Below are 23082 nucleotides of genomic sequence, written 5' to 3'. Positions count from 1 at the left end.
CTCTATCAGAACAAAGCGCAACCGAATCTAAACGGCGCCTGACAGCTGGTCGCCAAAACTGTACGAACTCAAATTCCCCGTACAACTTTCAGCCGCTATAGCGGCAAGGACCATCAGGGAATCAGCTCTTAGGTTTTTGGCTAATCGCTATAACCAGGAAGACGAGTCCGGGAATCCAAATTCCGGGGAGTGAGCAGGCCAAGCCAACGGCAAAAAATGAAGTGCCCAATATGAACATTGGCCTTTTGATCGTGTTTTCCATAACGAAACGCCTCCTTTAAGAATTATTCCAATTTAACCACAGAGTCAGCCGCTATAGCGGCAAGGACGAAGTCATGTCTGTAAAAAAGCCAATCATCATGTACGACGCCCCGGAAGCGGCCAGCCTCAAAACGGTAACCGGTTGGGTTTCCGCTGACGGTCGTTTTTTCGGCGCCGACGAAAATCTTGCCCGCTACTGCGGTGCCACCCATCGCCGCTGCGAAGCGAACCCTGAACATCCCATCTATGAGGTGAACAGCTCCTGTAATGAATGCCGGCACGACAGGCGCCAGGCAAAGTTCGCGGCGATGCCAGTCAAGGATTGGGCCGGCGAGCCTCTGGTTATCTTCGATGGAGACCGCTACTTCTTCGATGAGGATGACCTCCGCGACTACCTGGTCGACAGCGATATCGAGCTGGCTGACATGCAACTCTGCATCTGTGAGCCGAACTATCCCCGCGAAATAGACCCCGAAGAACATTTCTGCGACGACCTGCCGGAGGACGGCGAGATCAACGATGGTCAGCTGCTTGCGGCGTTCGAACTGCTGAACGAGATGGTCCGCCAGTCTCGGCCGCTGTCGTGGTCGGAAGGCGAATTTGCAGCACGCCTTCCGCAATCGCTCATCGACGAGGTCACCGCCGCGAGAGCCGCGCCATGATCACCAAGTGCATTGCCGACTGCACCCTCTTCTTCTGTCTTCCATTGATACTGACCATAAAGGCGGTGATCGTATGAAAGTAACCGACTCAGAAATCCTGCGCGCCATCTGGCGAGCGCAGGTAAAGCGAACCGCGAAGGGCGTGATCGTCAACTACATCGGTGGCAGCAAAGGACTTACCGGTGATCGCGATATCGACCGCCACCATGCGCAGTACCTGAGCATGATCAGTCGCGGCGGCCTTGGAATCGAACTCAGCAAAGGGCAGCTTGCGAGACGCATCAAGTCCTTGGTGGGCACGGGATACCTGAAATGGAATGGTTGGCCGGGGAACGCTTACGAGTTCCAAACCCCGGCAGCCACCGAAATGTTCCACTTCGCGCGTAACTGGTGGGCAGATCGCGGCGTGCCAGCCGGGTTCGACGGAGAACAAAATCGCATGCGCACGATCCGGCTCAGCGATTACGAGGTGTTGGTCGGCCAGCTTGAGGAAGAGCTGATGCGGTTATTCGGCGATCTCGAGGTGACGCCATGATCGCCCTCGCCTGGTTCGCCTACGTGTACTGCTACACGATGAAGTAACAAGTGAAAACTACTTCTATGCCTTCACAGTTGCCCTCTACCGTTCGCTTCCGACAGCAACTCTCGCCCCATGATTTGAGCGAGCAGGCCTGGAGGAGATCCGCCCACCTGAGTGGCCTTTGAGCCGAATACGGTGCGGACAGTGATCAGCCCCTTGTCTACTGAATACGTGACCCTATACGTCTTCCCCTCGAATTCTATTTCTAGCGCTTTGCTCATGTGAATTTCCTGGGATTGGGCGTCGACGCATTCACATTAGATCAATCCATTAACTTAACAACAGCCTGCCGGTTTAAGGCAGGCGAGGAATTCGTATGTCCGCACTGAACCGCTTTCATGAAACAGCAAGCGATGCGCTGGAGAGATCAGCGCCAGCTTGCCGGCCGGCGCCAAACTTTGCTTGGCCATATACACCCCGGAAAAACCAGAACTCGACATCGTGCTGCAGGACAAAGGGCTCGACCTGAACGAGGTCGTTTCAACGCTACGTCGGCGCGGTCTGAGCATCGACGGCGACAACGCCTACAAGCGTGACCTGCTGGACTCTGTAGTCGGTGCGCTGGCGTTCGGCGCGCAGAACAATAACCAGCCACCGGCCGGACACTGGGGCCAGCGCTTCTGGGGTATCGGCCGAGAGGAACGCGGACTGCACGAAGAGTTGGTCGCGGCACTGAAGCTCACCCGCGAGAACCTGCGCGCCTGCCAAGCCACCATTCACCTAGCAGGCGGGTTCGCCCCCGCATATGTCGACGATGCGCAGGCCTCAATGGGTGTTGCCGACGCGGTGCTGGCCAAGACCGGCGTGTAACCCATCACCACCTTATGCCGCCACGCGCGACATGGAGCAATACATCATGGAAACCGAAATCCTCTCTGACGAGGAGCTAGCCGAACTCACCGGCTACAAGGCCCGGGCCTACCAGCGGCGCTGGCTGATTGATCGCCAATGGGTGTTTGTCGAAAGCCGCGGCAAACGCCCGCTGGTGGGCCGCATGTATGCCCGCATGAAGCTGGGCATGATCAGCCCAACGATTGCCGATCTTAACCCGCCGCCGGCCGCGCCGACATGGACGCCAGACTATTCGCGAGTGAACTGATATGCGCCCCCGCAAGACCGAGCACCAGCACCTTCCCCCTCGGATGTACAAGCGCTCACGGAAGCGCAAAAACGGTACTACTTGGACCGCGTATTACTACCGTGACCTGCTCGGCAACGATATCCCTCTTGGCAAGGATCTCGACAAGGCCAGGCTGAAGTGGGCCGAACTCGAAGCCAAGGAAAAACCGCTCGACCTGCGCACCATGAAGGGAATATTCGACCGGTACATTCGTGATGTGGTGCCAAAGAAAGCACCTCGCACGCAGAAGGACAACTTGGCGGAAATCAAGCAGCTCCGGCCGATGTTCGACAGCGCCCCAATCGACTCAATCACTCCGGCAACGATTGCTGGATACCGCGATGCGAGATCGGCGAAGGTTCGTGCGAACCGTGAGATCGCTACCCTCTCCCACATTTTCAATATCGCCCGAGAATGGGGGCTGACGACGAAGGAGAACCCCTGCCAAGGGGTGCGCAAGAACAAAGAGACACCGAGGGACTACTACGCGAATGATGTGGTGTGGGAGACGGTGTACAAGAAGGCAGCTCAGGAGCTGAAGGAAGCGATGGACCTGGCCTATCTGACCGGGCAAAGGCCGGCAGATGTGCTGGTTATGCGGAAGGATGATGTTGAAGGCGGATATCTGACTGTTCAGCAGAACAAGACGCACAAGAAGCTGCGCATTCAGATGACGACTTCCGGAGAGCCGAACAGCCTAGGCATTCTGATCGCAGCGATCACAGAGCGAAACGCTGCGCACGTTTCGAGCTACCTGATCATCAACCGGAGCGGTAAACGGATGACTGCGACGATGCTGAGGAAGCGATGGGACGCGGCGCGAGAGAAGGCGAAACTGGAAGCTCTTGAGCAGGGAGACGAGCTGCTGGCTAAGCGGATCGGTGAATTCCAGTTCCGAGATATTCGGCCGAAAGCGGCGTCAGAAATCAGCGATGTCGGTGACGCCAGCCTGTTGCTCGGGCACACAAAAGGCGACATTACTGAGCGGGTTTATCGCCGTGTCGGCGCGATCGCCAAACCCTCAAAATAGGCAAAAAATGCGTTCCACAACTCGAAACACGCCCCTTGTAGAATGCGGTCTGTAGAGGTGCTGCAAAACAAAAGTATTGGAACAAAAAAACGGCTGACGCCGCGCATTCAAAGGTTTTCCATAGCGGTCTTGAAAACCGTCGACTGTAACAGGTCCATGAGTTCGAATCCCATCGCCTCCGCCATATTTGATACGACAAAGCCCTGATTTTTCAGGGCTTTGTCGTTTCTGGACTTTGTGATTTTGCGTCCTCCTTCTCTGGATTGTTTCCGCCTCTTTTCCAGTATTTCCGCAGCGCCCTGCCCCCTTTCGGGTGCCTGCAACGGATTGCAAATGTTCGCAGTAGACGACGGATTGCTGCACCTCCCTGTTTCACCAGAACTGATAGAGCAACCCCACCCCTGCTGCGGCATTGCCTCAGCAGGGTGGGGTTGGTAGGACAGCGCCTACACCGTGCCGAAACGCACCTCCACCGAGAGGCTGCCGAGGTTATCGCTCAGACCAGCCCCGAAGCGCCCGTCCAGGTCGTCATTGATGCACAGTTGCAACTCACCCTGCTGGCCACGCGGCATTTGTGCCCGGTTGCCGACCAGGAACGGCGCGCCGCTGCTGCCGATACGCCCGATCAACGCGCCTTCCGGCTGACCGGGCAAGGTATAGCCGGGCTTGGCGATCACCCTTGGGTTGCCCGCCGCGCCGACCATCCCGGTGGCCGGGTTGGCCGTCCACTGCCCTTCGGTGCACACCGCCAGTTGCCAGCTGTGTCCATTGACCTGCACGCCGGTGCCCTGCCAGGCCTGGTTGGCCTGCACCTGCACGGTTCGCTTGAGCAGATCGCTGGCGACCACGTCGGCCGCCTGGAAGGTCAGCGCGGTGATGGTCAAGGTCGGGTTGGCGGTCCCGGTGGTGGGAAACACGCCGTCGCCGACCAGGAACAGATTGGGGTGATCCCAACTGCGCTGGTCCTTGTCCACCACCGAGTTCTTGCGGTCCGAGCCCATGCGGTAGGTGCCCATCAGGTGGCCAGCGCCGAAGAACGTGTAGTTCTGGCCATGGTACTCGAACACCGTTTGCGAGCCGGACGCCAGCTTAGGGTTCAGGTCGGTCAGCTCGGTGGCGCCCATCAGTTCGGTGATGATATGCGTGGCGGCCAGACGCGCCTGCTTGAAGCCCTCCTTGGTGTAGTCGGACAGTTCGTAGGTGATCTCTGGCCGAGGCAGGCCCAAGCCGTCGGTGAACGCCTTGCTCTTCTCGACCCGGCACAACGCATTGTCGGGGTCTTTCTCCACCTGTTCGATCAAGAAGCCCAGACGGAACTGGCGGGTCAGCACGCTGTTGAGCTCCTGCACCAGCGTCTCGCCGGCCAACGCCAGATTTTTGGGGTTAGCACCGCCGTTGTTGGTGCCGTCGATGAAATCGCAGACCGTCTTGTACGGATCATTTGCCGACCAGTTCCAGCCTTCATTGCCGATCTCGATACGCCAGGCGGCACGCTGGCTGCGGAACGGGCCATCGCGCATGTCCTCGATCCCCGAGGTGGACAGTGGCCCGCGGAACGGAAACAACGGCTTGCCTTCAGGCATCAGGCCCCAAGCCAGGTACACCGGGTGGTCGGCCAACGCCTGGCCGACCTGACCGCTGCTGTTGGCCACGCCGTTGGGGCTGTGCGGGCCGACCGAATTGAGCAGCAGTTTCGGCGTTTCGATCGCGTGGGCGGCGATCACGTAGCGTTGACCCTGAGCCATGCCGTTCTGGCGCGTGCCGTCGTTCTGGTACTGGATGTACTCGATGCCGGTGACGCCGCTGGCATCGACTTGCACCTTGCTGGCCACAGTCTGGTAGAGGATACGAACGTTGCCGGTGTCCAGCGCCTTGGCCATGGTCACGGTGGCGTCGTACTTGGCCTGGATCGGGCAGATCGGTGTGCAACTGGTGTTGCCGGCGCACACCCGGCGGCCGTTGTCGCTTTGCGAGTTGCGCCCGGCCGGGGTCTGCCGGACGTTGAGCGTGACACCTGGGTACGACTTGCCGCCGGGCGACTTCTCCGGGCTCTGGTACACCTTTCCAGTGACGTTGTCGCCCAGGCCCTGGTCGACCAGCGACGGCGGGATGCCGTGCATGCTGTACTGATAGCCCTGCGGGAAGGTCACGCCCAGGTAGGTCTGCGAGGCGACATCGGCGGACACGCCCATCTCCTCCTCGGCACGGCAGTAGGCGGTCTGCAGGTCGTCGTAGCTGATCGGCCAATCGACCCCGACCTTGTACGCAGTTTGCATGCGAAAGTCGTTGGGCAACAGGCGCAGGGCCGTGCCCATCCAGTGCCACATGGTGCCGCCGCCTACCCGCTCGTAGGTGCTGGCGAAGAGTTGCGGCCCTTTCTGTACCAGGTAGCTCTTCTGCACCTTGTTCGGGTCGTCGCTGCCGGCGGTGATCAAGTCCTGGATAGTCGCTCGCGGGGCGAACTGCGTGGCCGGAGTCTGCTCGGTCTGCTCCGGTGGGTATGGCGACTCGGGCGACTTGAACACGGCAGTGTAGAAACGCTCCAGGTACTCGCTGCGGTTGGGCGGAATCGCCGGGCCCGACTCGAGCACCAGCACTTTCAAGCCGGCCAGGCCCAATTGATAGGCCATGACGCTGCCGGCCATGCCGGCGCCCACGACGATCACATCGGCGGTTTCGATGTTCTGGGTGTGTAGATTGCTCATGGCTTTTGCCCTTCCTTGGCGTCGACACCGGTGAATTGCTTGAGGGTCGGTGGCTGCTCGGCCCAGTAGCCGAAGTGGTACTGGCTGTAGCCCATGGGGTGGGACTGGGCGATCTTCCACGCCCAGCTTTCCTTGTAGGCCTGGTCGGAGACCACACGGGTATCACCCTCGTGGGCGTTGCCTAGGTCATAAGGCTGGTACCAACTGCCGAGCAGCCACAGCTTCATGATCGAGCGAGCCCCTTGGGCGATTTGCGGGTCCGGGTTGCCGAGCACGGCGCTGGCGATTTGTGCAGGCGGTTGGTTCTTGATGCTGGCGTACAGCTCCAGCAGGTTACTGAACGCTGAGGTGCCCATGCCTTGCTGGGCAGTGGCGAAGAAAAGCGGCGGCAGGTTGATCGGGTCGACGGAGGGCGCGAGCAGTTTGGCTGACAGGCCAGTCAGCACGGCGGACAGGTCGATGAAGTTCTGCAGGTTCGGGTCGCTCATGGCATCACTCCTTGGCGCCGGTGGATTGGGCACGTTCAAGCAGGAAAGTAAAATCGGCGAAACTGGTGCGCGGGGACTGGGTCACCCGGGTGGTCGCGTTGTTGTGGCACTCCATGCAACTGGACGAAGCCTGTGGCGTGGTGCCCTGGTTGTAGGTTTCCAGAGTGGCGTTGGCCAGGAATGTCGGTGCAGGCGTGCCGAGTGGATTGGTCGGCGACGGCACTTGGCAATCCTTGGCCCGGTCGGTCGGCCACTGAGTGCTGATCAGTTGGTAGTTGGCCCAGACCGTGCCCTTGAGCGCACTTTGCCACTGCGCGTTGAGCTGCTGGGTCGCAGGGGTGAGCGGGATTTCCCGCACGATCTGCGAAGGCGTGGCTTTCTTCGACGGGTCCCACGGCTGCGCTGGCGGCTCGTTCACCGGGCGGTCGCTGGCCTGGGCGTCGTAGAACAGGTAGGGACCCTTGCGCTCGTTCATCGGCGTGGTCTTCTCCGGCACGTTGCGCACGTGCTCGAAGCTCGACCATACCCACTGCGGCGCGTCCTTGGTCTTGTGCACGATGTGCAGGCCGACCAGCCCGACCTTCTGCGCGCTGCACGACTCGGGGATCACCGCGCCTTTGTTCGGGTCGGCGTTGCCGGGCGTGTAGACCAAGGCGTCGACGGCGTGAAACTCCTGCGGGTTATCGTTTCCGCCGAGCACCTTCCAGGCCGACTTGACCATGATCGCGCCGACCTGCCGGGCTTCCTCCGAGCCGCAGGAGAAGGCGATGCGGTTGTCGGCCTTGGTGAAGAAAGCCTGCTGGCCTTCCTTGCTGTAGAGACCATTGTTGACGATGTTGTCGAACATCGGCTGGTTGACCATGATCGCGTTGCGCGTGTAAGTGCCGTTCTGGTCCACCAGTGGGCCGGTCTTGAACGGCTGGATGAATTCGTCGAGCACACCGGCGACCTTGCCCATCTGTTGCAGTACCGGCAGATCACCCTTGCCTTGGCACGCCGCCGGTAGCGGCGCCTTCTGGTTCCAGGCGACCGGCTTCTGGCCTTGGGGCAGGAAAATCTCGTAGCTCTCCTTCCACGACTCCCAAACCGTCTGCCCCGGCGCGCCGATCTTCGCCGAGGTGTTGGCGCTGCCGTCGGCGCTTGCGGGCCAGTTCAGGGCGACGAAGGTCTGCCACGAAAGCACGTCGAAATCGTGTTGCAGGCTGTCCAGAGTAAAGGGGGGATTAGCGGTGACGTCGAAGGGAATCGCAGGTGACAGCACCGGCGGGCTGGCCACATCGGCCAGGGCGAGCGCGCTGGTGAAACCAGCACCAAGGCACGCCAACCGTTTCAGGTTTTTTTTCATTATCGTCTCCTCAGCAGATAAAGCGTCGGGACGATGAGGCGTACTGGCCCATCATGGACCGAATGTTCAGCGTTATCCCTGACGCTAGGCTGCAGGCTAGCCGCTGCACTTGAACCGTCAGAAATATCCGACTAGCGGTAGGGATAAGCAGGGGTTGTCGCACAGAAACAGACGCTCTTGGGCGGCGAGTCGTTCCTCCTGTGTGGGCCGGTTTTCAGGATGAATGGCTATTAGATGAAATAGCCAAAGAACTCACAGCACGAGAAAGTAGCTGGGTAAGACGTAGCTTCGACCGGTTAAAGGTCGCCTGGCTACGCTACAGCTACGGTTACATATGGAAAGAAATCATACCTCGGCCCATCCTGGCCCAGGACATGCCCTAAATCATCCCGAGAAGCCTCCTTTGGGGGTCTGCATTCGGCCAGAAGCGCACGTCGGCTTGATGCCCCGCTATTGACTTTCATCAACTCAAAATCAGATAACTTGTGCGTCTTGCTGTTCATCTCCTGTGTCGGCCCATAGTCGAATAAAACTCCCGCCCCATCTGCGACTATATCGACCTATTCACTGAAGGATTGCACATGATCGCCCGTTGGCGCTGGGTCACGAATCAACTCACTAAACGGCTTTGGTTCAGAGCCTCCCTATTCTCCCTTCTAGGGGTAGCTACGGCGCTGCTCGCTGTTGTATTGAAAGACTTCATCCCAGAATCATTGCCGGCGCGTATCGGTGCGGACGCAGTGGACAAGATTCTGGGGATCATTGCCTCCAGCATGCTGGCCGTTACGACCTTCTCGTTAAGCACGATGGTCAGCGCTTATGGGGCCGCGAGCAGCGGAGTGACGCCGCGCGCCACCACTTTGGTGATGGAAGACACCACGACCCAAAATGCCCTTGCCACGTTTATAGGCTCATTCCTCTTTAGCCTGGTAGGGATCATCGCGTTGAGCACGGGTGCCTATGGCACGCAAGGTCGAGTATTGCTGTTCGCAGTCACGATTATTGTGGTCATCCTGATCGTTTACACCCTTCTGCGCTGGATCGATCACCTGTCCAAACTCGGAAGGGTGGGAGAAACCATCGACCGTGTCGAAAAGGCTGCGATAAAGGCAATCACTCAACGAGTTCAGTGGCCCTACTTGGGCGGTTCAGCTTACCCGAACGATCTGTCGTTACCTCCTGGCGCAATAACAGTGAGAAGTGAGCTAACCGGCTATGTGCAACATATTGATGTGAGTGCACTTGGAGGCATCGCGCAGGACGATCAGATACAGATTTATCTGGAGGTACTTCCGGGGACATTTGTGCACGAAGGAATGCCACTCCTCCACATTGTGAACCTGGCCGACACGATGGCCGGTGAGGCCGATGCTGCCAGAGAGAAGGTATTGGCAACGCTGACCATCGGCGTCCGTCGTACCTTTGAAAATGATCCACGATTCGGACTTTGCGTGCTCTCGGAAATCGCTTCTCGCGCCTTATCGCCTGCGGTGAACGACCCAGGAACAGCCATCGATGTCATTGGCCGGGGAGTGAGGACACTAACTTGCTGGAGCAAGCCTCTCCTCTCTGCCTCGCAAACAGATCAAGGGTGTAAACAGGTCTTTCTCCGAGGATTGACGGTTGATGATCTGTTCGATGATTTTTTTGCCCCGATCAGCAGGGACGGTGCAGCTTTGCTGGAAGTTAACGTGCGCCTGTTGAAAGCCCTCATCAGTCTCGCTGAAATAAGCCCAACGATATTTAAAGATCCATGCGACAGGCACGTGGCTCTTCTCATCACTCGTGCACAGACCACGCTAGCGCTGCAGCATGAGAAAGATCAACTTAGCGCACTGGCTAGAACAATCACGCGGTAGGCTTATGAGTTGGATTCTTTGGCTTGGTGTCAGCTTCTGCATTCTCGAGAAAGCCTCGCGCCAATTGCTGGTACAACTCAGGCCCCATTCTTGAACTGACAGCCTTGGCAATCAAAGCGACCGCCATGAGACTGATCACCATACTGTGGCTATCAATCATCTCCATCACAATAATTGCGGAGGTGATTGGCGACTGAGTGACGGCAGCCAGAAAACCAACCATGCAGAGTGCAATAGTGGGCTGCGCGGCCAGGTGGAATAGTTCTGCGGTACTGGCGCCTACTGCGGCCCCTACCGCGAGCGAAGGGGCGAAAATACCGCCCGGAATACCAGAAAAATAGGTCACTACCGTCGCCAGGAAGCGAGTAATGGGGGCGTGCCACGGCAGTGCTACATCGGATGCGATGACCTGAGAGGTAATGCCGTATCCACTCCCGAACGACATTCCGCCACTCAGCCACCCCAATATGGCGACGACCAATCCACAGACTCCGGCAAACCACACCGGGTGCATTCGCCGCCATTGCCAGATGATGAAGTGTGGATGCCGGTGCGGCCATAACAACATTCGGCTGAACAAACCACCCAATAGCCCACATCCAATCCCTATGACTAATGCCGGGACGACTATGTCGAGGTTGATATCCTGAATGCCGAAGTGACCGAAGTAGTTGTAGTTTCCCTGCAAGGCAATGGCAACCATCCCGGAGAGGATAATGGTGCTGAGAAGAACCCCGCTGGTACGGGTCTCCAGCTTGCGTCCTAGTTCCTCTACAGCGAATGCGATCCCTGCCAGGGGTGTATTGAATGCTGCCGCGATACCTGCCGCGCCTCCCGCCAGAATGAGATCCTCGCTGCGCACGATTCGCGCATTGGGCAGAAAGCGATGAAAGAAGTGCATGATGGATGCGGCAACCTGAACTGAGGGGCCTTCACGCCCCGCCGAAAAGCCGCCCGTCAGCGCCAGAGTTCCAAGGCTTATCTTGGCGAAAGCAATGCGCAATGAAACCAGTCTGTTAATGGGCTTACCTTGACGCGCAAGTCGTGTTGCTGCGATTACCTGAGGAATTCCGCTGCCTTGGGCACCCACGAAAAAGCGCGTTGTCAGCCAGACTACAAGCATGCCGATCAACGGGGTGTAAACAAGAGGAAGCCACGCTCGCTCAGCGGCCTGTTGAGCAAACTGCGCCAGGGCCATGTCTGCCAGCCTTGCGAATGCCACCACCAGCAAGCCGGCAATGGTTGCCGCAAGCCATAACGTCACTCTGGTGCGCCAGCGCATGGAGGCGAAGCCTCGGCGCAACAGCATTATCGGTTTGATCACACGAAGTGTTCCTTGAATTCGCCTTCTTGACCGTAAGACTAACGAAATAGCCTCTTGCCCTCATAGCGACGGTTTTGTTGAGTAAAGAAAACGACCTGTGAGTCGCCCTCCGTTTTTTAGACGCTGAGTGACTGCTATTGGCCGTAAGCCGCCGCTCCTGACCGTCCGCTTCGGGAAAAAAGAGGACGTTGGCAGGCGACCGCTATCGCCCAAGAGCGGAGGATTCCCCTCCCTACAGCCAACGTCTGACCTAGCTGCAATACCGCAGTACATTCGTATAACACCACTTGGTCCATAACTGGTAAATTCCCACCCATACTTAAAAATAACGTCCTACGCCGAGTGAATGAGCATGCACATAATCCTATCGGGCATATTCCTATGTCTTGCACTTTTTGCCCCGATGGCGACCTCCGCTTTACCAAAAAATCAAAACGCGATCCAGCAGATCCAGACGTTGGAAGAGAGCATCACAATCCTCAAGGAGGTCACGAGCAACAGGCTCGATGCGCAGGATAAACGCATCGGCGACCTGGGCATCTCGACGGCGCAGCAGGCCAACTACATGGGTGCCATTTCGAATTTGTCTTCACTAGTTGGCCTAGGAATCACTGTAATTATTGCGATTATTGCAATTATTGCCGGTCTTGCCGTTTACGTCAGCGCGAAGAACCGTGCAGTAGCAGAAGCCAAGGAAGCAGCTCAGCAGTGGTTTAAAGAACATAGCGTAAAGCATCATGAACAGATCGATGCACTGCAATCAGAAATGTTGGCACTCCGGAAAAACACTACAGATGCACTGCAGTCAGATATGTTGGAGCTTCGAAAAAACAATACCGATGCACTGCAGTCAGAGATCTCAGTGATCCGGAAGTACATTACAGATACGATTCAGGAAATTGATCGGGAAAGGACGGAGGTCAATCATCACGCAGAGCAAACCCGCCAAACCTTTGATCAGATAGCTCAGAACTTTTTGTCCCGAGTCGGCAGCAAAGATCAAGAATCGCAACAACTAACTGACCCGACAACCGTCAACACTGTTCGAGAAACCAGTCAAGCTCTCGAATTGAAACCGGAAAAGGAATTCACATCAGACGATCATTTTGCCCGCGGCCTCGATGAATACTTCGCTCATCGCTTTGATTCATCTTTGCTCAGTTTCGAGAAGGCTATAAAACAAGCACAAGCGGAATCGCTTTCGCCTGAGAAACTCATCAAACTCATTATTGCTCGTGCGCTCACTCTCGGAGAGCTCGGTCGTAGTGAGGAAGCAATCGCCGTCTATGCCAAAGTCGACCAGCGTTACGGCCAGGATGACAGCCCTGCAGTGCGCGTACAGGTCGCCATGGCGCTCTTGAACAAAGGCGTCAGACTGGGTCAGCTTGATCGGGTTGAGGAAGAAGTCGCAGTGTACGACGAGATCGACCAGCGTTACGGCAAGGATGACAGCCTTGCAATGCGCGAACAGGTCGCCAAGGCGCTCATCTTTAAAGGCATCACACTGGGTCAGCTTGACCTTGGTGAGGAAGCAATCGCCGTCTATGACGAAATCGACCAGCGTTATGGTCAGGATAACAGCCCTTTACTACGCGAAGAGGTCGCTAAGGTGCTCATGAACAAAGGCGTCAGACTGGGTCATCTTGACCGTAGTGATGAAGCAATCGCCGTTTATGACGAAATCGATCAGCGTTACGGCCTGGATGACAATCCCGCACTGCGAGAGCAGGTCGCCAAGGTGCTCATGAACAAAGGCATCACGCTGGGTCAGCATGATCGTGTTGAGGAAGAAGTCGAAGTGTACGACGAGATCGACCAGCGTTACGGCAAGGATGACAGCCTCGCAGTGCGCGAACAGGTCGCCAAGGCGCTCTTGAACAAAGGCGTTAGACTGGGCGGGCTTGATCGTGGTGAGGATGAAATCGCCGTTTATGACGAAATCGACCAGCGTTACGGGCAGGATAATAGCCCTGTACTGCGCGAACAGGTAGTCATGGCGCTCTTGAACAAAGGCATTAGACTGCGTCAGCTTGATCGTGGTGAGGATCAAATCGCCGTTTATGACGAAATCGACCAGCGTTACGGTCAGGATAACAACTCCGCACTGCGCGAAAAGGTCGCCAACGTACTCATGAGCAAAGGCGTCTCACTGGATCAACTTGGCCGTGGTGAGGAAGCAATCGCCGTCTATGACGAGATCGACCAGCGTTACGGCCAGGATGACAGCCCTGTACTGCGCGAACAGGTCGCCATGGCGCTCTTGAACAAAAGCGTCAGATTGGGTCAGCTTGATCGTGGTGAGGAAGAAATCGCTGTTTATGCCGAAGTCGACCAGCGTTACGGCCAGGATGACAGCCCTGTAATTCGCGAACAGGTCGCCATGGCGCTCTTGAACAAAGGCGTCAGACTGTCTCAGCTTGATCGTGTTGAGGAAGAAGTCGCAGTGTACGACGAGATCGACCAGCGCTACGGCCAAGATGACAGCCTCGCACTGCGCGAACAGGTCGCTAAGGCGCTCATCTTTAAAAGCATCACACTGGGTCAGCTTGACCTTGGTGAGGAAGCAATCGCCGTCTATGACGAAATCGACCAGCGTTACGGCCAGGATGACAGCCCTGCATTGCGCGAACACGTCGCCATGGCGCTCTTGAACAAAGCCGTTAGACTGTCTCAGCTTGACCGTGGTGAGGAAGAAATCGCACTTTACGACGAGATCGACCAGCGTTACGGCCAGGATGACAGCCCTGCATTGCGCGAACACGTCGCCAAGGCGCTTTTGAACAAAGGCATCACACTGGGTCAGCATGATCGTGGAGAGGAAGAAATCGCCATCTATGACGAGATTGAGCAGCGTTACGGCCGGGATGAAAGCCCTGCAGTGCGCGAACAGGTCGCCAATGCGCTCTTGAGCAAAGGCATTACACTGGGTCAGCTTGATCGTGGGAAATAATCGCCGTCTCTGGCGAAATCGGCCAGCGCTAAAGTCAAGATTACAACGTTCCGCTTTTGCAGCCGATCTTATCTGGTGCCGACCGGCTGCAAGAGTTTAAACGCCGATTACCAAGGCATAATCTTCACTTAACTCCTTAGTCAGGTTACAGCGTCACCTATGCTGGACTTGATGGCTATGACCTGTTCTATAAATTTGTAGCAGGACCTAAATTATCTGTGGCATGAAATGCGATAGTTACGTTTCTAAGACGGATTGGATTAGCAGGCGATACGCTAGTGCCTGGGATCGCTAATCGAAGGCAGCCATGGTGGAGATTGAATACCTGCCAAGAATGACCGCTTCTGGCCGACAGGGGTCGCTTGCCGATGTCCGCTTTTGGCCGAAACCAGCCACTCGCCAGTGACCGATTCCGGCAACACCTGCTGTTTATGAGTTTCGCTCAATCAACATCCTTTGCAGCGTGTTGTCCTTCATCCAATAGTGATGAAACAGCCCCGCCGCCGCATGGAGACCAATCAGCCAATAACCCGTCGTACCGATCAGCTCATGCCAGTACTTCAGCTGTTTGGCAAAGTCAGGGTCAATGGCCACCGGCGCTGGCACATGGAAACCGAAGTACGGGAAGGGTTTGTCACCGGCGGCAAGCATGAGCCAGGCGAGGATCGGCGTGACGATCATCAGCCCATACAGCGCCAGGTGCGTCAGATGCGCAACCGCAGTCTGCCAGGCCGGTGGTTTGGGGGTGATCGGTGGTCGTGGGCTCAAGCGGCCGATCAGACGCAGCCAAACCAGCGCGAAGATGCTTGCGCCGAACAGGCCATGCAAGCCCATGAACAGGCCACGCGCCTCGCTGCCCTTGGGCAGATAACCCTTGATTTCCACGCAGGCATACACGCCGACGAACAGCGCCAGCATCAGCCAGTGCATGATGATTGAGAGTTTTCCATAACGGGTGACGGCGGTGTTGTGGGTCATAAAAATACCTTCTGATTGTGCTGAGCGTCGGCCAATCCAATTGCCTTGAACCGGTCGCGTCACGTTGCTTGTCCAGCCTTAAGAGAGTCTGAAGATCAGCGCTCGGGTTAACCATTTTTCACCTTCAGAATTCGTTAAGAAATGGCTTGGATACTTCGCTCAAACCATTGAGGGAGGCGTTCGGCCCATGCCCGATTTTGACTGGAACATTACCCTGCCCTTGCATTTCGGCCAAGCCGAAACGCCACCGCTGACCCTGACGGGCGCGCCGCCGGACGACGCGTTGCGGGCGACGTTCGAAGCGTTCATCCAGCAGCGTTTCCGCAAGGCTCACGGTGCCGACATCCGCCACTTCATGCCCGAGCTCTTCGGCATGCACAACAGCGAAGGCCAGTTGTGCGCAGTGGCCGGCGTGCGTCGCGCGCACCTTGAGCCGCTGTTTCTGGAGCGCTATCTGGATAACCCGATCGAGCCGCTGATCAGTGTAGCGGCTGATCAGCCGGTAGACCGCAGCGCTATTGTCGAGGTCGGCAATCTGGCGGCCAGCGATACCGGCAGCGCGCGCCTGAGCATCATCGCCATTACCTATCTGCTGGCCATGGGTGGCCTGGAATGGGTGACCTTCACCGGCAACGTCGGGCTGGTCAACAGCTTCCATCGTCTCGGCCTGAAACCCCTGACCTTGTGCGCCGCCGACCCGGATCGCCTGGGTGACGAGCGTAAACACTGGGGCAGTTATTACGAAAGCAAACCCTGGGTTCACGTTGGCAACATCCGCGCCGGTTTTGTCCATCTACGCAATATCGGCCTGTTCAGCCGCCTGGGTCTGCCGACCTCGATTGAAGGAGCCTGCCATGTCGCTTGAACTGCAGCGCTTTCAGGAAACCCTGCGCGATCACGCCAGACGCAATGACAACGCGACCGCACTGTGGGGCGACACGCTTAAACTCGATTACGCCACCCTGTATGCAGAAGTGTTGTATCGCCAGGAGCGCCTGCGCAGTGAGCAGGTGCACGTCGTCGCCCTAGCGCTGGACAACGGCGTCGACGCGATGCTTTGGGATCTGGCCGTTCTGTTCGAAGGGTTGACGTGCGTAACGCTGCCGCCGTTTTTCAGCGCGGCACAACGTGCCCACTGTCTGGAGCAAAGTCAGGCCGAGCGCGTGATTGCCGAACCGGCGTTTCACCCCGAACTGCGCGCTGCCGGTTATGAGCAACGCGGCGAGTTCTGGTGCCGCGCCTTCAGCAGCCCAAGCCGCATGCCCATGGGCACCGCCAAGCTGACCTTCACCTCCGGCACCACCGGCACGCCGAAGGGCGTTTGCCTGAGTGCCGACAGCTTGTTGCGGGTCGCACGGGAGCTGCAACAGGCGAGCGAGCCTGCCGACCCGCAGCATCATCTGGCATTGTTGCCGCTGGCGATTCTCCTGGAAAACCTCGGCTGTTACGCCGCGCTGTATGCCGGCGCGATGCTGAGTCTGCCGAGCCAGAAAACCCTCGGCATGCAAAGCGCCAGTGGCGTCGACGTGCAGCGCCTGCTGGGTTATCTGGCCAGTCGCGCGCCGCAGAGCCTGATTCTGGTGCCGCAATTACTGCTGTTGCTGGTCGGCGCCGCCGAACAGAAAGCCTTCGAACCGCAAACCCTGCGCTTTGCCGCGGTCGGAGGCGCACGCGTCAGCGAGGATCTGCTCAAACGCGCGCAACGCGTAGGGCTGCCGGTTTACGAAGGTTACGGGCTATCCGAATGCGCCTCGGTGGTCTGCCTCAATCGCCCCGGTGCACGGCGTCCGGGCAGCGTCGGCCAGCCCTTGGCGCACGTTGAGGTGCGCTTGGCCGAAGACGGCGAAGTGCTGATCAAGGGCTCGTCGCTGCTGGGTTATCTGGGGGAAACGCCGCACAGCGAAGAATGGTGGCCGAGCGGCGATCTGGGCGAATTCGACCCGGAAGGTTTCCTCTATATCAAAGGCCGTAAAAAGCATCAGTTCATCACCAGTTATGGGCGCAACGTCAATCCGGAATGGGTCGAGTCGGAACTCACTCAACGCCGCCACATCGCCCAGGCCTTCGTTTACGGCGAGGCCCAGCCGCGTAACCACGCCCTGCTCTGGCCACATCGACCTGACTGCACCGATGCCGAACTCGCCGCTGCCGTCGCCGAAGCCAACGACGACTTGCCTGATTACGCCCAAGTGCATCAATGGACGCGCCTGCCGTGTCCCTTCACCCACGCCAATGGGCTGCTCACCGCCAATGGCCGCCCCCGTCGCGACGCCATCGTCGCGCAGTACCACGCGCAATTGACCGAATCCGTTCTCCGAGAGGAATCCGCATCATGACTTTTTTCGACACCCTGCAAGAAGCCACACAGCACGAACGCAAAGAGCTGTTCAACCTGCCTATCATCGTCGATGCGTTGCACGGCAAAGTCAGCCTTGAAGGCTATCGGGCGTTTCTCGCGCAGGCCTACTACCACGTGCGTCACACTGTGCCGTTGATGATGGCATGCGGCGCACGCTTGCCGACGCGCCTGGAATGGCTGCGCAAAGCGGTGTGCGAGTACATCGACGACGAATACGGCCACGAGCATTGGGTGCTCAACGACATTGCGGCCTGCGGTGGTGATCGCGATGCGGTGCGTGATGGTCAGCCGTCGCTGCCAATCGAGCTGATGGTCAGCTTTCTTTATGACCTGATCGCCCGTGGTAATCCGGTGGGGCTGTTCGGCATGGTCAATGTACTTGAAGGCACCAGCATCGCCCTGGCCACGCACGCGGCGGGGAGCATTCGCGAGCGTCTGGCGTTGCCGGAAACTGCCTTCAGTTATCTGAGTTCACACGGTTCGCTCGACATCGAGCACATGCACACCTATCGCCGCCTGATGAATCAACTGGAAGATCCCGAAGACCAGGCGGCGGTGATTCATGCCTCGAAAGTCGTGTACCGACTGTACACCGACATGTTCCGTGGCCTGCCGCGTGACGCGGAGACTGAACATGCAGCTGCATGACGCACGCGTGGTCCTGACCGGCGCCAGTGGCGGTATCGGCATGGCCATTACCGAAGCCTTGTGCGCCGCCGGTGCTCGAGTATTGGCCGTGGCGCGGCATCAGGACGCCCTGGCCCCGTTGCTCAAGCGCTACCCGGACGCCCTGTGCTGGGTCGCCGCTGACCTGACGCTGCTCAGCGACCGGCGCAAAGTACTCGCGGCCGCCGAAGCGATTGGCGGCGTCAATCTGCTGATCAACGCCGCCGGGGTCAATCACTTCGCCATGCTCGAACAGCTCGACGACAGCGACATCAACGCAATGCTCGCGGTCAACATCAGCGCTCCCATCTGCCTGACCCGGCTATTGCTGCCAATGCTCAAGCAGGCCGAGAGCGCCATGGTGGTCAACGTCGGCTCGACTTACGGCTCGATTGGCTATGCCGGTTACGCCAGCTACTGCGCGTCCAAGTTTGCCTTGCGCGGGTTCTCCGAAGCGCTACGCCGAGAGCTGGCCGACACCCGAGTCAGCGTGCTCTACGTTGCCCCCCGGGCCACCCGCACGTCGATGAACAGCGCGGCGGCGCAAGCCTTGAACGATGCGCTCAAGGCCAACGTCGATGACCCGCAAACCGTGGCCTCGGCGGTCATCCACGCGATTGCCGGCGACCGCCGCGATTTGTATCTGGGCTGGCCCGAGCGCTTCTTCGTGCGGCTCAACAACCTTCTCCCGCATCTGGTCGACCGCGGTCTGCGCAAGCAGTTGCCGTTGATCCGCCGTCTCAGCGAAAAACCTGACAACGAGAGCCTCAAGCCATGAAAAAAACCTTCGCCTTCCTGTTGATCGCCACCCTTAGCCCAAGCATCTGGGCACTGGAGCCCGCCGACCAACAGCGCCTGAGCAGCATCCAGCACAACTGGGCGCACATCCAATATGAAGTGGCGGAAAAACAGCGCGCCGCCGAATTTGAACAGTTGTCCAGTGAAACCCACGCCTTCACGTCGCAGCGTCCGGCGCTGGCCGAAGCCTGGATCTGGCAAGGCATCGTCACCAGCAGTTGGGCCGGTGCCCAAGGCGGACTCGGCGCGCTGGGCAAAGCCAAGGACGCCAAGGCCGATCTGGAAAAGGCCATGACGCTCGACCCGAAAGCCCTGCAAGGTTCGGCCTACACCAGCCTGGCGGCGTTGTATGATCGCGTCCCGGGCTGGCCGATCGGTTTCGGCGACAGCGACAAGGCCGGGCAACTGCTCCAGCAAGCTTTGCAACTGAACCCGGACGGTATCGACAGCCTGTACTTCTGGGGCGATCACCTCTACCGTCAGAAACGCTACGCTGAAGCAAAAGCAGCGCTGCAAAAAGCCCTGCAAGCGGCGCCGCGCCCGGGCCGCGAAACGGCGGATGCCGGTCGCCGCAAAGAGATCGCCGCCCTGCTGGTGGACGTGAACAAGCAACTCGACTGACAGGAGTCCGCGTGCGTTTATTACTGATTGAGGATGATGTGGCGCTGGGTGAAGGTATTCATCAGGCGTTGGGTCGCGAGGGTTACACCGTCGATTGGCTCAAGGACGGTAGCAGCGCGCTGCATGCCCTGCTCAGCGAAACGTTCGATGTCGCCGTGCTGGATCTCGGTCTGCCGCGCATGGACGGCCTCGAAGTGCTGCGCCGTCTGCGCGACAGCGGCTCGAACCTGCCGGTACTGATTCTTACCGCCCGCGATGCGACCGAGGATCGCATCGCGGGGCTGGATGCCGGTGCCGACGATTACCTGATCAAACCGTTCGACCTGGCCGAACTCAAAGCGCGCCTGCGCGCCTTGTTGCGGCGCAGTGCCGGCCGCGCGCAAGCGCTGATCGAACACGCCGGCATCAGCCTCAACCCCGGCACCCAGCAAGTCAGCTATCAGGGTCATCCTGTAGCGCTGACGCCCAAGGAGTATCAGTTGCTGCATGAACTGCTCTCCCCGCCGGGTCGGGTGATGACGCGCGACCAGTTGATTCAACTGCTCTACGGCTGGAACGAAGAAGCCGAAAGCAACACCCTCGAAGTGCACATTTATCACCTGCGCAAGAAGTTCTCTACCGACCTGATCCGCACCGTTCGCGGTGTGGGTTATCTGGTGGAGGAACATGGATGAGCTCGATCCGCCGCCGCACACTGACCTTGATCATCGGCCTGCTGCTGGCCGGTCTCGCGGTGCTGAGCACCTTCAACGTGCACGACAGCAACCATGAAATTGCCGAGGTCTACGACGCTCAACTGGCACAGAACGCGCGCCTGCTGCAGGGCGTGATGCGTATGCCACTGGCGAACAAGGAGCACGCCGAATTGTACCGCGCGTTCAACAGTGCACTTGGCGAGGCGGTGCCGCCCGGCGAGGGTCATCCTTATGAACGCAAGATTGCCTTCCAGGTCTGGGACCCTGCCGGTGATGTGCTGGTGCATACCGCCAGCGCACCCTCCTTCAGCACTGCGCCGACTCAGCCCGGCTTCAGTGATGTGGTGGATTTGAACAACCGTCATTGGCGCGCGTTCCTCCTCCAAGACCCCCAGAACGGCATGCGCATCTGGGTCGGTGAGCGCGATGATGTACGCGCGGATCTGGTCGGCCGCATCGTGCGTCATACACTGTGGCCGAACGTGGTGGGTAGCCTGCTGCTCGCGGCGATGATCTGGCTGGCGATCGGCTGGGGCCTCAAGCCGTTGGCCAACATGGCTGAAACGCTGCGCGCACGGCACAGCGGTTCACTGGAGCCCTTGCAACTGGCGCCGCTGCCCAGCGAGCTGGAACCCATGCAAGCCGCCCTCAACCGTATGCTCGCGCAGATTCAGGAAGTGCTTGGCCGCGAACGCCGCTTCATAGCCGACGCGGCGCACGAAATGCGCACGCCGTTGGCGGTGCTGCGAGTGCATGCGCAGAACCTGCTGGAAGCCGGCACTGAGCAGGAGCGCCGCGAATCCCTGGAGTTCCTGATTTCCGGCGTCGACCGCACCAGTCGACTGGTCAACCAGTTGCTGACCATGGCGCGTCTGGAGCCCAAATCCAACCCGCCGCCACTGCAACGCATTGATCTGAGCGAAACCGTGCGCAATAGCCTGGTGCAACTGACGCCATGGTTGCTGAGCAGACACCTGGAACTGGTTTTCGACGTGGAGGACTCGCCTTATCACGTGTTCGCCGACCCTGCGTCAATCGACATCGCCCTGAATAATCTGATCACCAACGCGGCGAACGTTTCCCCTAAGAACGGGACGATCACGGTGCGCCTTAGCCGGGCGGATGGCTTTTGTCATCTGAGCGTCGAAGATTTGGGGCCCGGCATAAATGAAGCAGACCGGGAACGATTGTTTGAGCGTTTCTACAGCCGTGGCACAGCGCAGGGAGCAGGTCTGGGTTTAACCATCGTCAGCACCATCAGCACCTTGCTCAAAGGACGCATTGAACTGGTAAACCGCACAGCGGGTGGTTTGAGGGCGACGTTATCAATTCCAGCCGCAGAATAACCGCACCGCATGGAGCTGTTACGTCGTTCCGAGCACCTAGAGCATGACGCTCATCAGCCAGCCAGCAATGCCGCTGGCGAGGACAACCACCCACGGCGCGAGCTTCCAGAACATCAGCGCCACAAAGGCGATCAGGGCTAGACAGAAGTCCGACGGCCGATAGATGGCGCTCGTCCATACCGGTTGATAAAGGGCAGCCAGCAGCAGGCCGACCACTGCCGAATTGATCCCGAGCATCGCAGCTTGCATGCGCCGATTGAGGCGAAGTCGCTCCCAGAATGGCAGTACGCCGAATACCAGCAGGAATGAGGGTGCGAAGATTGCCAACAGACAAATCAGGCCACCGACCCAACCCGACTGCGGACCGTTCATCGAGGCACCGAGGAACGCTGCAAACGTGAACAGTGGGCCTGGCACCGCCTGAGTGGCGCCGTACCCGGCCAGAAACAGCTCGTTACTGACCCAGCCATTGGGTACGACTTCAATTTGCAGCAGCGGCAACATGACGTGTCCCCCACCGAACACCAGCGAGCCGGTGCGGTAAAAAGCATTCAGCATATCCAGCGTCTGACTGGCCAGCCATTGCGCCACTGTCGGCAGGCCAATCAGCAAAACAAAGAAGAGTGCCAGCCACAGCGCACCGGCTCGACGACTGATGGTGATGGGTAACGGATCGTATCCAGGCACCTCGGCCGGCCTGAACAGAAACAAGCCTGCGATGCCGGCGGCGGCAATGACGCCTATTTGTGTCCAGGCAGACGGAACCAGCAGTACCGCGCAGGTTGCAACAACCATCATCGAGACACGCAGCGCATCCGGGCACAGATTGCGCGCCATTCCCCAGACAGCCTGGGCGACTATCGCGACGGCCACCACTTTCAAACCGTGCATGGCACCGGGAGCTATCTCTGCGCCGTACCCTGCAGCCCCCAGTGCAAACACGATCAGGATCAGCGCCGAAGGCAGTGTAAAACCCATCCACGCCGCCAACGCGCCAGCGTAGCCCGCACGCGACAGCCCCAACGCCATGCCAACCTGGCTGCTGGCGGGTCCGGGCAAAAACTGGCAGAGCGTCACTAGATCCGCGTAGCTGCGGTCACTCAACCAGCGCCGGCGGTTAACGAATTCCTCTCGAAAATAACCCAAATGGGCAATGGGGCCACCGAACGAGGTTAAGCCCAATCGCAGGAAGACAAGAAATACCTGCCACGCACTTCGATCTTCGCTGTGAGCCTGGAACATGCGCTGTTCTACTGGAAATATCGGGGTTACATGATATTCGGAATGAACGGGCG

Annotated in this window: 20 protein-coding genes and 1 pseudogene; 15 read left to right on the top strand and 6 right to left on the bottom strand. The window is 58.6% G+C overall.

The features are described from left to right. Window positions 1-335: 335 nt before the first annotated feature. The 5 genes and pseudogenes from AACY19_RS11495 to AACY19_RS11475 all read left to right on the top strand — a co-directional run bounded on the left by AACY19_RS11495 (window position 336) and on the right by AACY19_RS11475 (window position 3653). Window positions 336-923, top strand: a complete 588-nt coding sequence (locus tag AACY19_RS11495) for a hypothetical protein (protein ID WP_339450348.1) — start codon at window positions 336-338, stop codon at window positions 921-923. A 73-nt stretch (window positions 924-996) separates the two neighbouring features. After that, complete coding sequence (locus AACY19_RS11490) at window positions 997-1458, top strand: hypothetical protein (protein WP_339450347.1); 462 nt, start codon at window positions 997-999, stop codon at window positions 1456-1458. Between the two features lie 361 nt (window positions 1459-1819). Continuing rightward, window positions 1820-2313 (top strand): annotated as a pseudogene (locus AACY19_RS11485) (hypothetical protein). Between the two features lie 46 nt (window positions 2314-2359). Continuing rightward, window positions 2360-2602, top strand: a complete 243-nt coding sequence (locus AACY19_RS11480; RefSeq protein WP_339450346.1) for a DUF4224 domain-containing protein — start codon at window positions 2360-2362, stop codon at window positions 2600-2602. 1 nt (window position 2603) lies between these two features. Next, the gene (locus AACY19_RS11475) at window positions 2604-3653 is read left to right on the top strand and encodes a tyrosine-type recombinase/integrase (RefSeq protein WP_339450345.1); all 1050 of its coding nucleotides are present in this window, start codon (window positions 2604-2606) and stop codon (window positions 3651-3653) included. A 446-nt stretch (window positions 3654-4099) separates the two neighbouring features. On the opposite strand, the gene AACY19_RS11470 is transcribed toward AACY19_RS11475, so the two are convergent. The 3 genes from AACY19_RS11470 to AACY19_RS11460 are packed head-to-tail and all read right to left on the bottom strand — an operon-like array spanning window position 4100 to window position 8191. After that, the gene (locus AACY19_RS11470; RefSeq protein ID WP_339450344.1) at window positions 4100-6358 is read right to left on the bottom strand and encodes a GMC family oxidoreductase; all 2259 of its coding nucleotides are present in this window, start codon (window positions 6356-6358) and stop codon (window positions 4100-4102) included. Beyond that, the gene (locus tag AACY19_RS11465) at window positions 6355-6846 is read right to left on the bottom strand and encodes a sorbitol dehydrogenase (protein WP_339450343.1); all 492 of its coding nucleotides are present in this window, start codon (window positions 6844-6846) and stop codon (window positions 6355-6357) included. Before AACY19_RS11465 ends, AACY19_RS11470 begins: the two co-directional genes overlap by 4 nt. Before the next feature lie 4 nt (window positions 6847-6850). Next, window positions 6851-8191 carry a cytochrome C gene (locus AACY19_RS11460; RefSeq protein ID WP_339450342.1) on the bottom strand — a complete coding sequence of 447 codons (1341 nt, stop codon included), beginning with the start codon at window positions 8189-8191 and terminating at the stop codon, window positions 6851-6853. Between the two features lie 200 nt (window positions 8192-8391). Between AACY19_RS11460 and AACY19_RS27915 the strand changes: the two genes are divergently transcribed. Together AACY19_RS27915 and AACY19_RS11455 are read left to right on the top strand one after the other, a co-directional pair. Continuing rightward, window positions 8392-8574 (top strand): DUF7079 family protein, encoded by a 183-nt coding sequence (locus AACY19_RS27915; protein ID WP_445262300.1) that lies wholly within the window; start codon window positions 8392-8394, stop codon window positions 8572-8574. A gap of 198 nt (window positions 8575-8772) precedes the next feature. Further along, entirely contained in the window at window positions 8773-10050 is a 1278-nt protein-coding gene (locus AACY19_RS11455) for a DUF2254 domain-containing protein (protein ID WP_339450341.1), read from the top strand. Here the strand turns inward: AACY19_RS11455 and AACY19_RS11450 are convergent. Beyond that, on the bottom strand, window positions 10040-11374 hold the full coding sequence (locus AACY19_RS11450; protein WP_339450340.1) for a chloride channel protein: 1335 nt from the start codon (window positions 11372-11374) through the stop codon (window positions 10040-10042). The two genes, AACY19_RS11455 and AACY19_RS11450, sit on opposite strands and share 11 nt — an antisense overlap. Before the next feature lie 352 nt (window positions 11375-11726). On the opposite strand from AACY19_RS11450, the gene AACY19_RS11445 reads away from it, so the two are divergent. Continuing rightward, the gene (locus AACY19_RS11445; RefSeq protein ID WP_339450339.1) at window positions 11727-14324 is read left to right on the top strand and encodes a hypothetical protein; all 2598 of its coding nucleotides are present in this window, start codon (window positions 11727-11729) and stop codon (window positions 14322-14324) included. Between the two features lie 429 nt (window positions 14325-14753). On the opposite strand, the gene AACY19_RS11440 is transcribed toward AACY19_RS11445, so the two are convergent. After that, window positions 14754-15302 (bottom strand): cytochrome b, encoded by a 549-nt coding sequence (locus AACY19_RS11440; protein WP_339450338.1) that lies wholly within the window; start codon window positions 15300-15302, stop codon window positions 14754-14756. A gap of 187 nt (window positions 15303-15489) precedes the next feature. On the opposite strand from AACY19_RS11440, the gene AACY19_RS11435 reads away from it, so the two are divergent. The 7 genes from AACY19_RS11435 to AACY19_RS11405 are packed head-to-tail and all read left to right on the top strand — an operon-like array spanning window position 15490 to window position 21787. Then, window positions 15490-16167, top strand: a complete 678-nt coding sequence (locus tag AACY19_RS11435) for a thermostable hemolysin (protein WP_339450337.1) — start codon at window positions 15490-15492, stop codon at window positions 16165-16167. Continuing rightward, entirely contained in the window at window positions 16157-17638 is a 1482-nt protein-coding gene (locus AACY19_RS11430) for an AMP-binding protein (RefSeq protein WP_339450336.1), read from the top strand. Before AACY19_RS11435 ends, AACY19_RS11430 begins: the two co-directional genes overlap by 11 nt. Next, the gene (locus tag AACY19_RS11425; RefSeq protein WP_339450335.1) at window positions 17635-18309 is read left to right on the top strand and encodes a TenA family transcriptional regulator; all 675 of its coding nucleotides are present in this window, start codon (window positions 17635-17637) and stop codon (window positions 18307-18309) included. The genes AACY19_RS11430 and AACY19_RS11425 overlap by 4 nt, the downstream gene beginning before the upstream one ends. Next, window positions 18296-19105, top strand: coding sequence for an SDR family oxidoreductase (locus AACY19_RS11420; RefSeq protein ID WP_339450334.1), 810 nt, complete (start codon window positions 18296-18298; stop codon window positions 19103-19105). Before AACY19_RS11425 ends, AACY19_RS11420 begins: the two co-directional genes overlap by 14 nt. Next, window positions 19102-19746, top strand: a complete 645-nt coding sequence (locus tag AACY19_RS11415) for a tetratricopeptide repeat protein (protein ID WP_339450333.1) — start codon at window positions 19102-19104, stop codon at window positions 19744-19746. The genes AACY19_RS11420 and AACY19_RS11415 overlap by 4 nt, the downstream gene beginning before the upstream one ends. 11 nt (window positions 19747-19757) lie before the next feature. Beyond that, window positions 19758-20420 (top strand): response regulator, encoded by a 663-nt coding sequence (locus tag AACY19_RS11410; protein WP_339450332.1) that lies wholly within the window; start codon window positions 19758-19760, stop codon window positions 20418-20420. After that, entirely contained in the window at window positions 20417-21787 is a 1371-nt protein-coding gene (locus tag AACY19_RS11405) for a sensor histidine kinase (protein WP_339450331.1), read from the top strand. The genes AACY19_RS11410 and AACY19_RS11405 overlap by 4 nt, the downstream gene beginning before the upstream one ends. A 36-nt stretch (window positions 21788-21823) precedes the next feature. Here the strand turns inward: AACY19_RS11405 and chrA are convergent, their stop codons facing one another. Then, on the bottom strand, window positions 21824-23029 hold the full coding sequence (gene chrA, locus AACY19_RS11400; RefSeq protein ID WP_339450330.1) for a chromate efflux transporter: 1206 nt from the start codon (window positions 23027-23029) through the stop codon (window positions 21824-21826). Window positions 23030-23082 lie beyond the last annotated feature (53 nt).

The sequence above is a fragment of the Pseudomonas sp. EA_5y_Pfl2_R50 genome (assembly GCF_963970475.1).
Taxonomy (GTDB): Bacteria; Pseudomonadota; Gammaproteobacteria; order Pseudomonadales; family Pseudomonadaceae; genus Aquipseudomonas.
The sequence above is the reverse complement of the archived record's forward strand: the minus strand, read 5'-3'. Positions and strand labels throughout refer to the sequence as shown.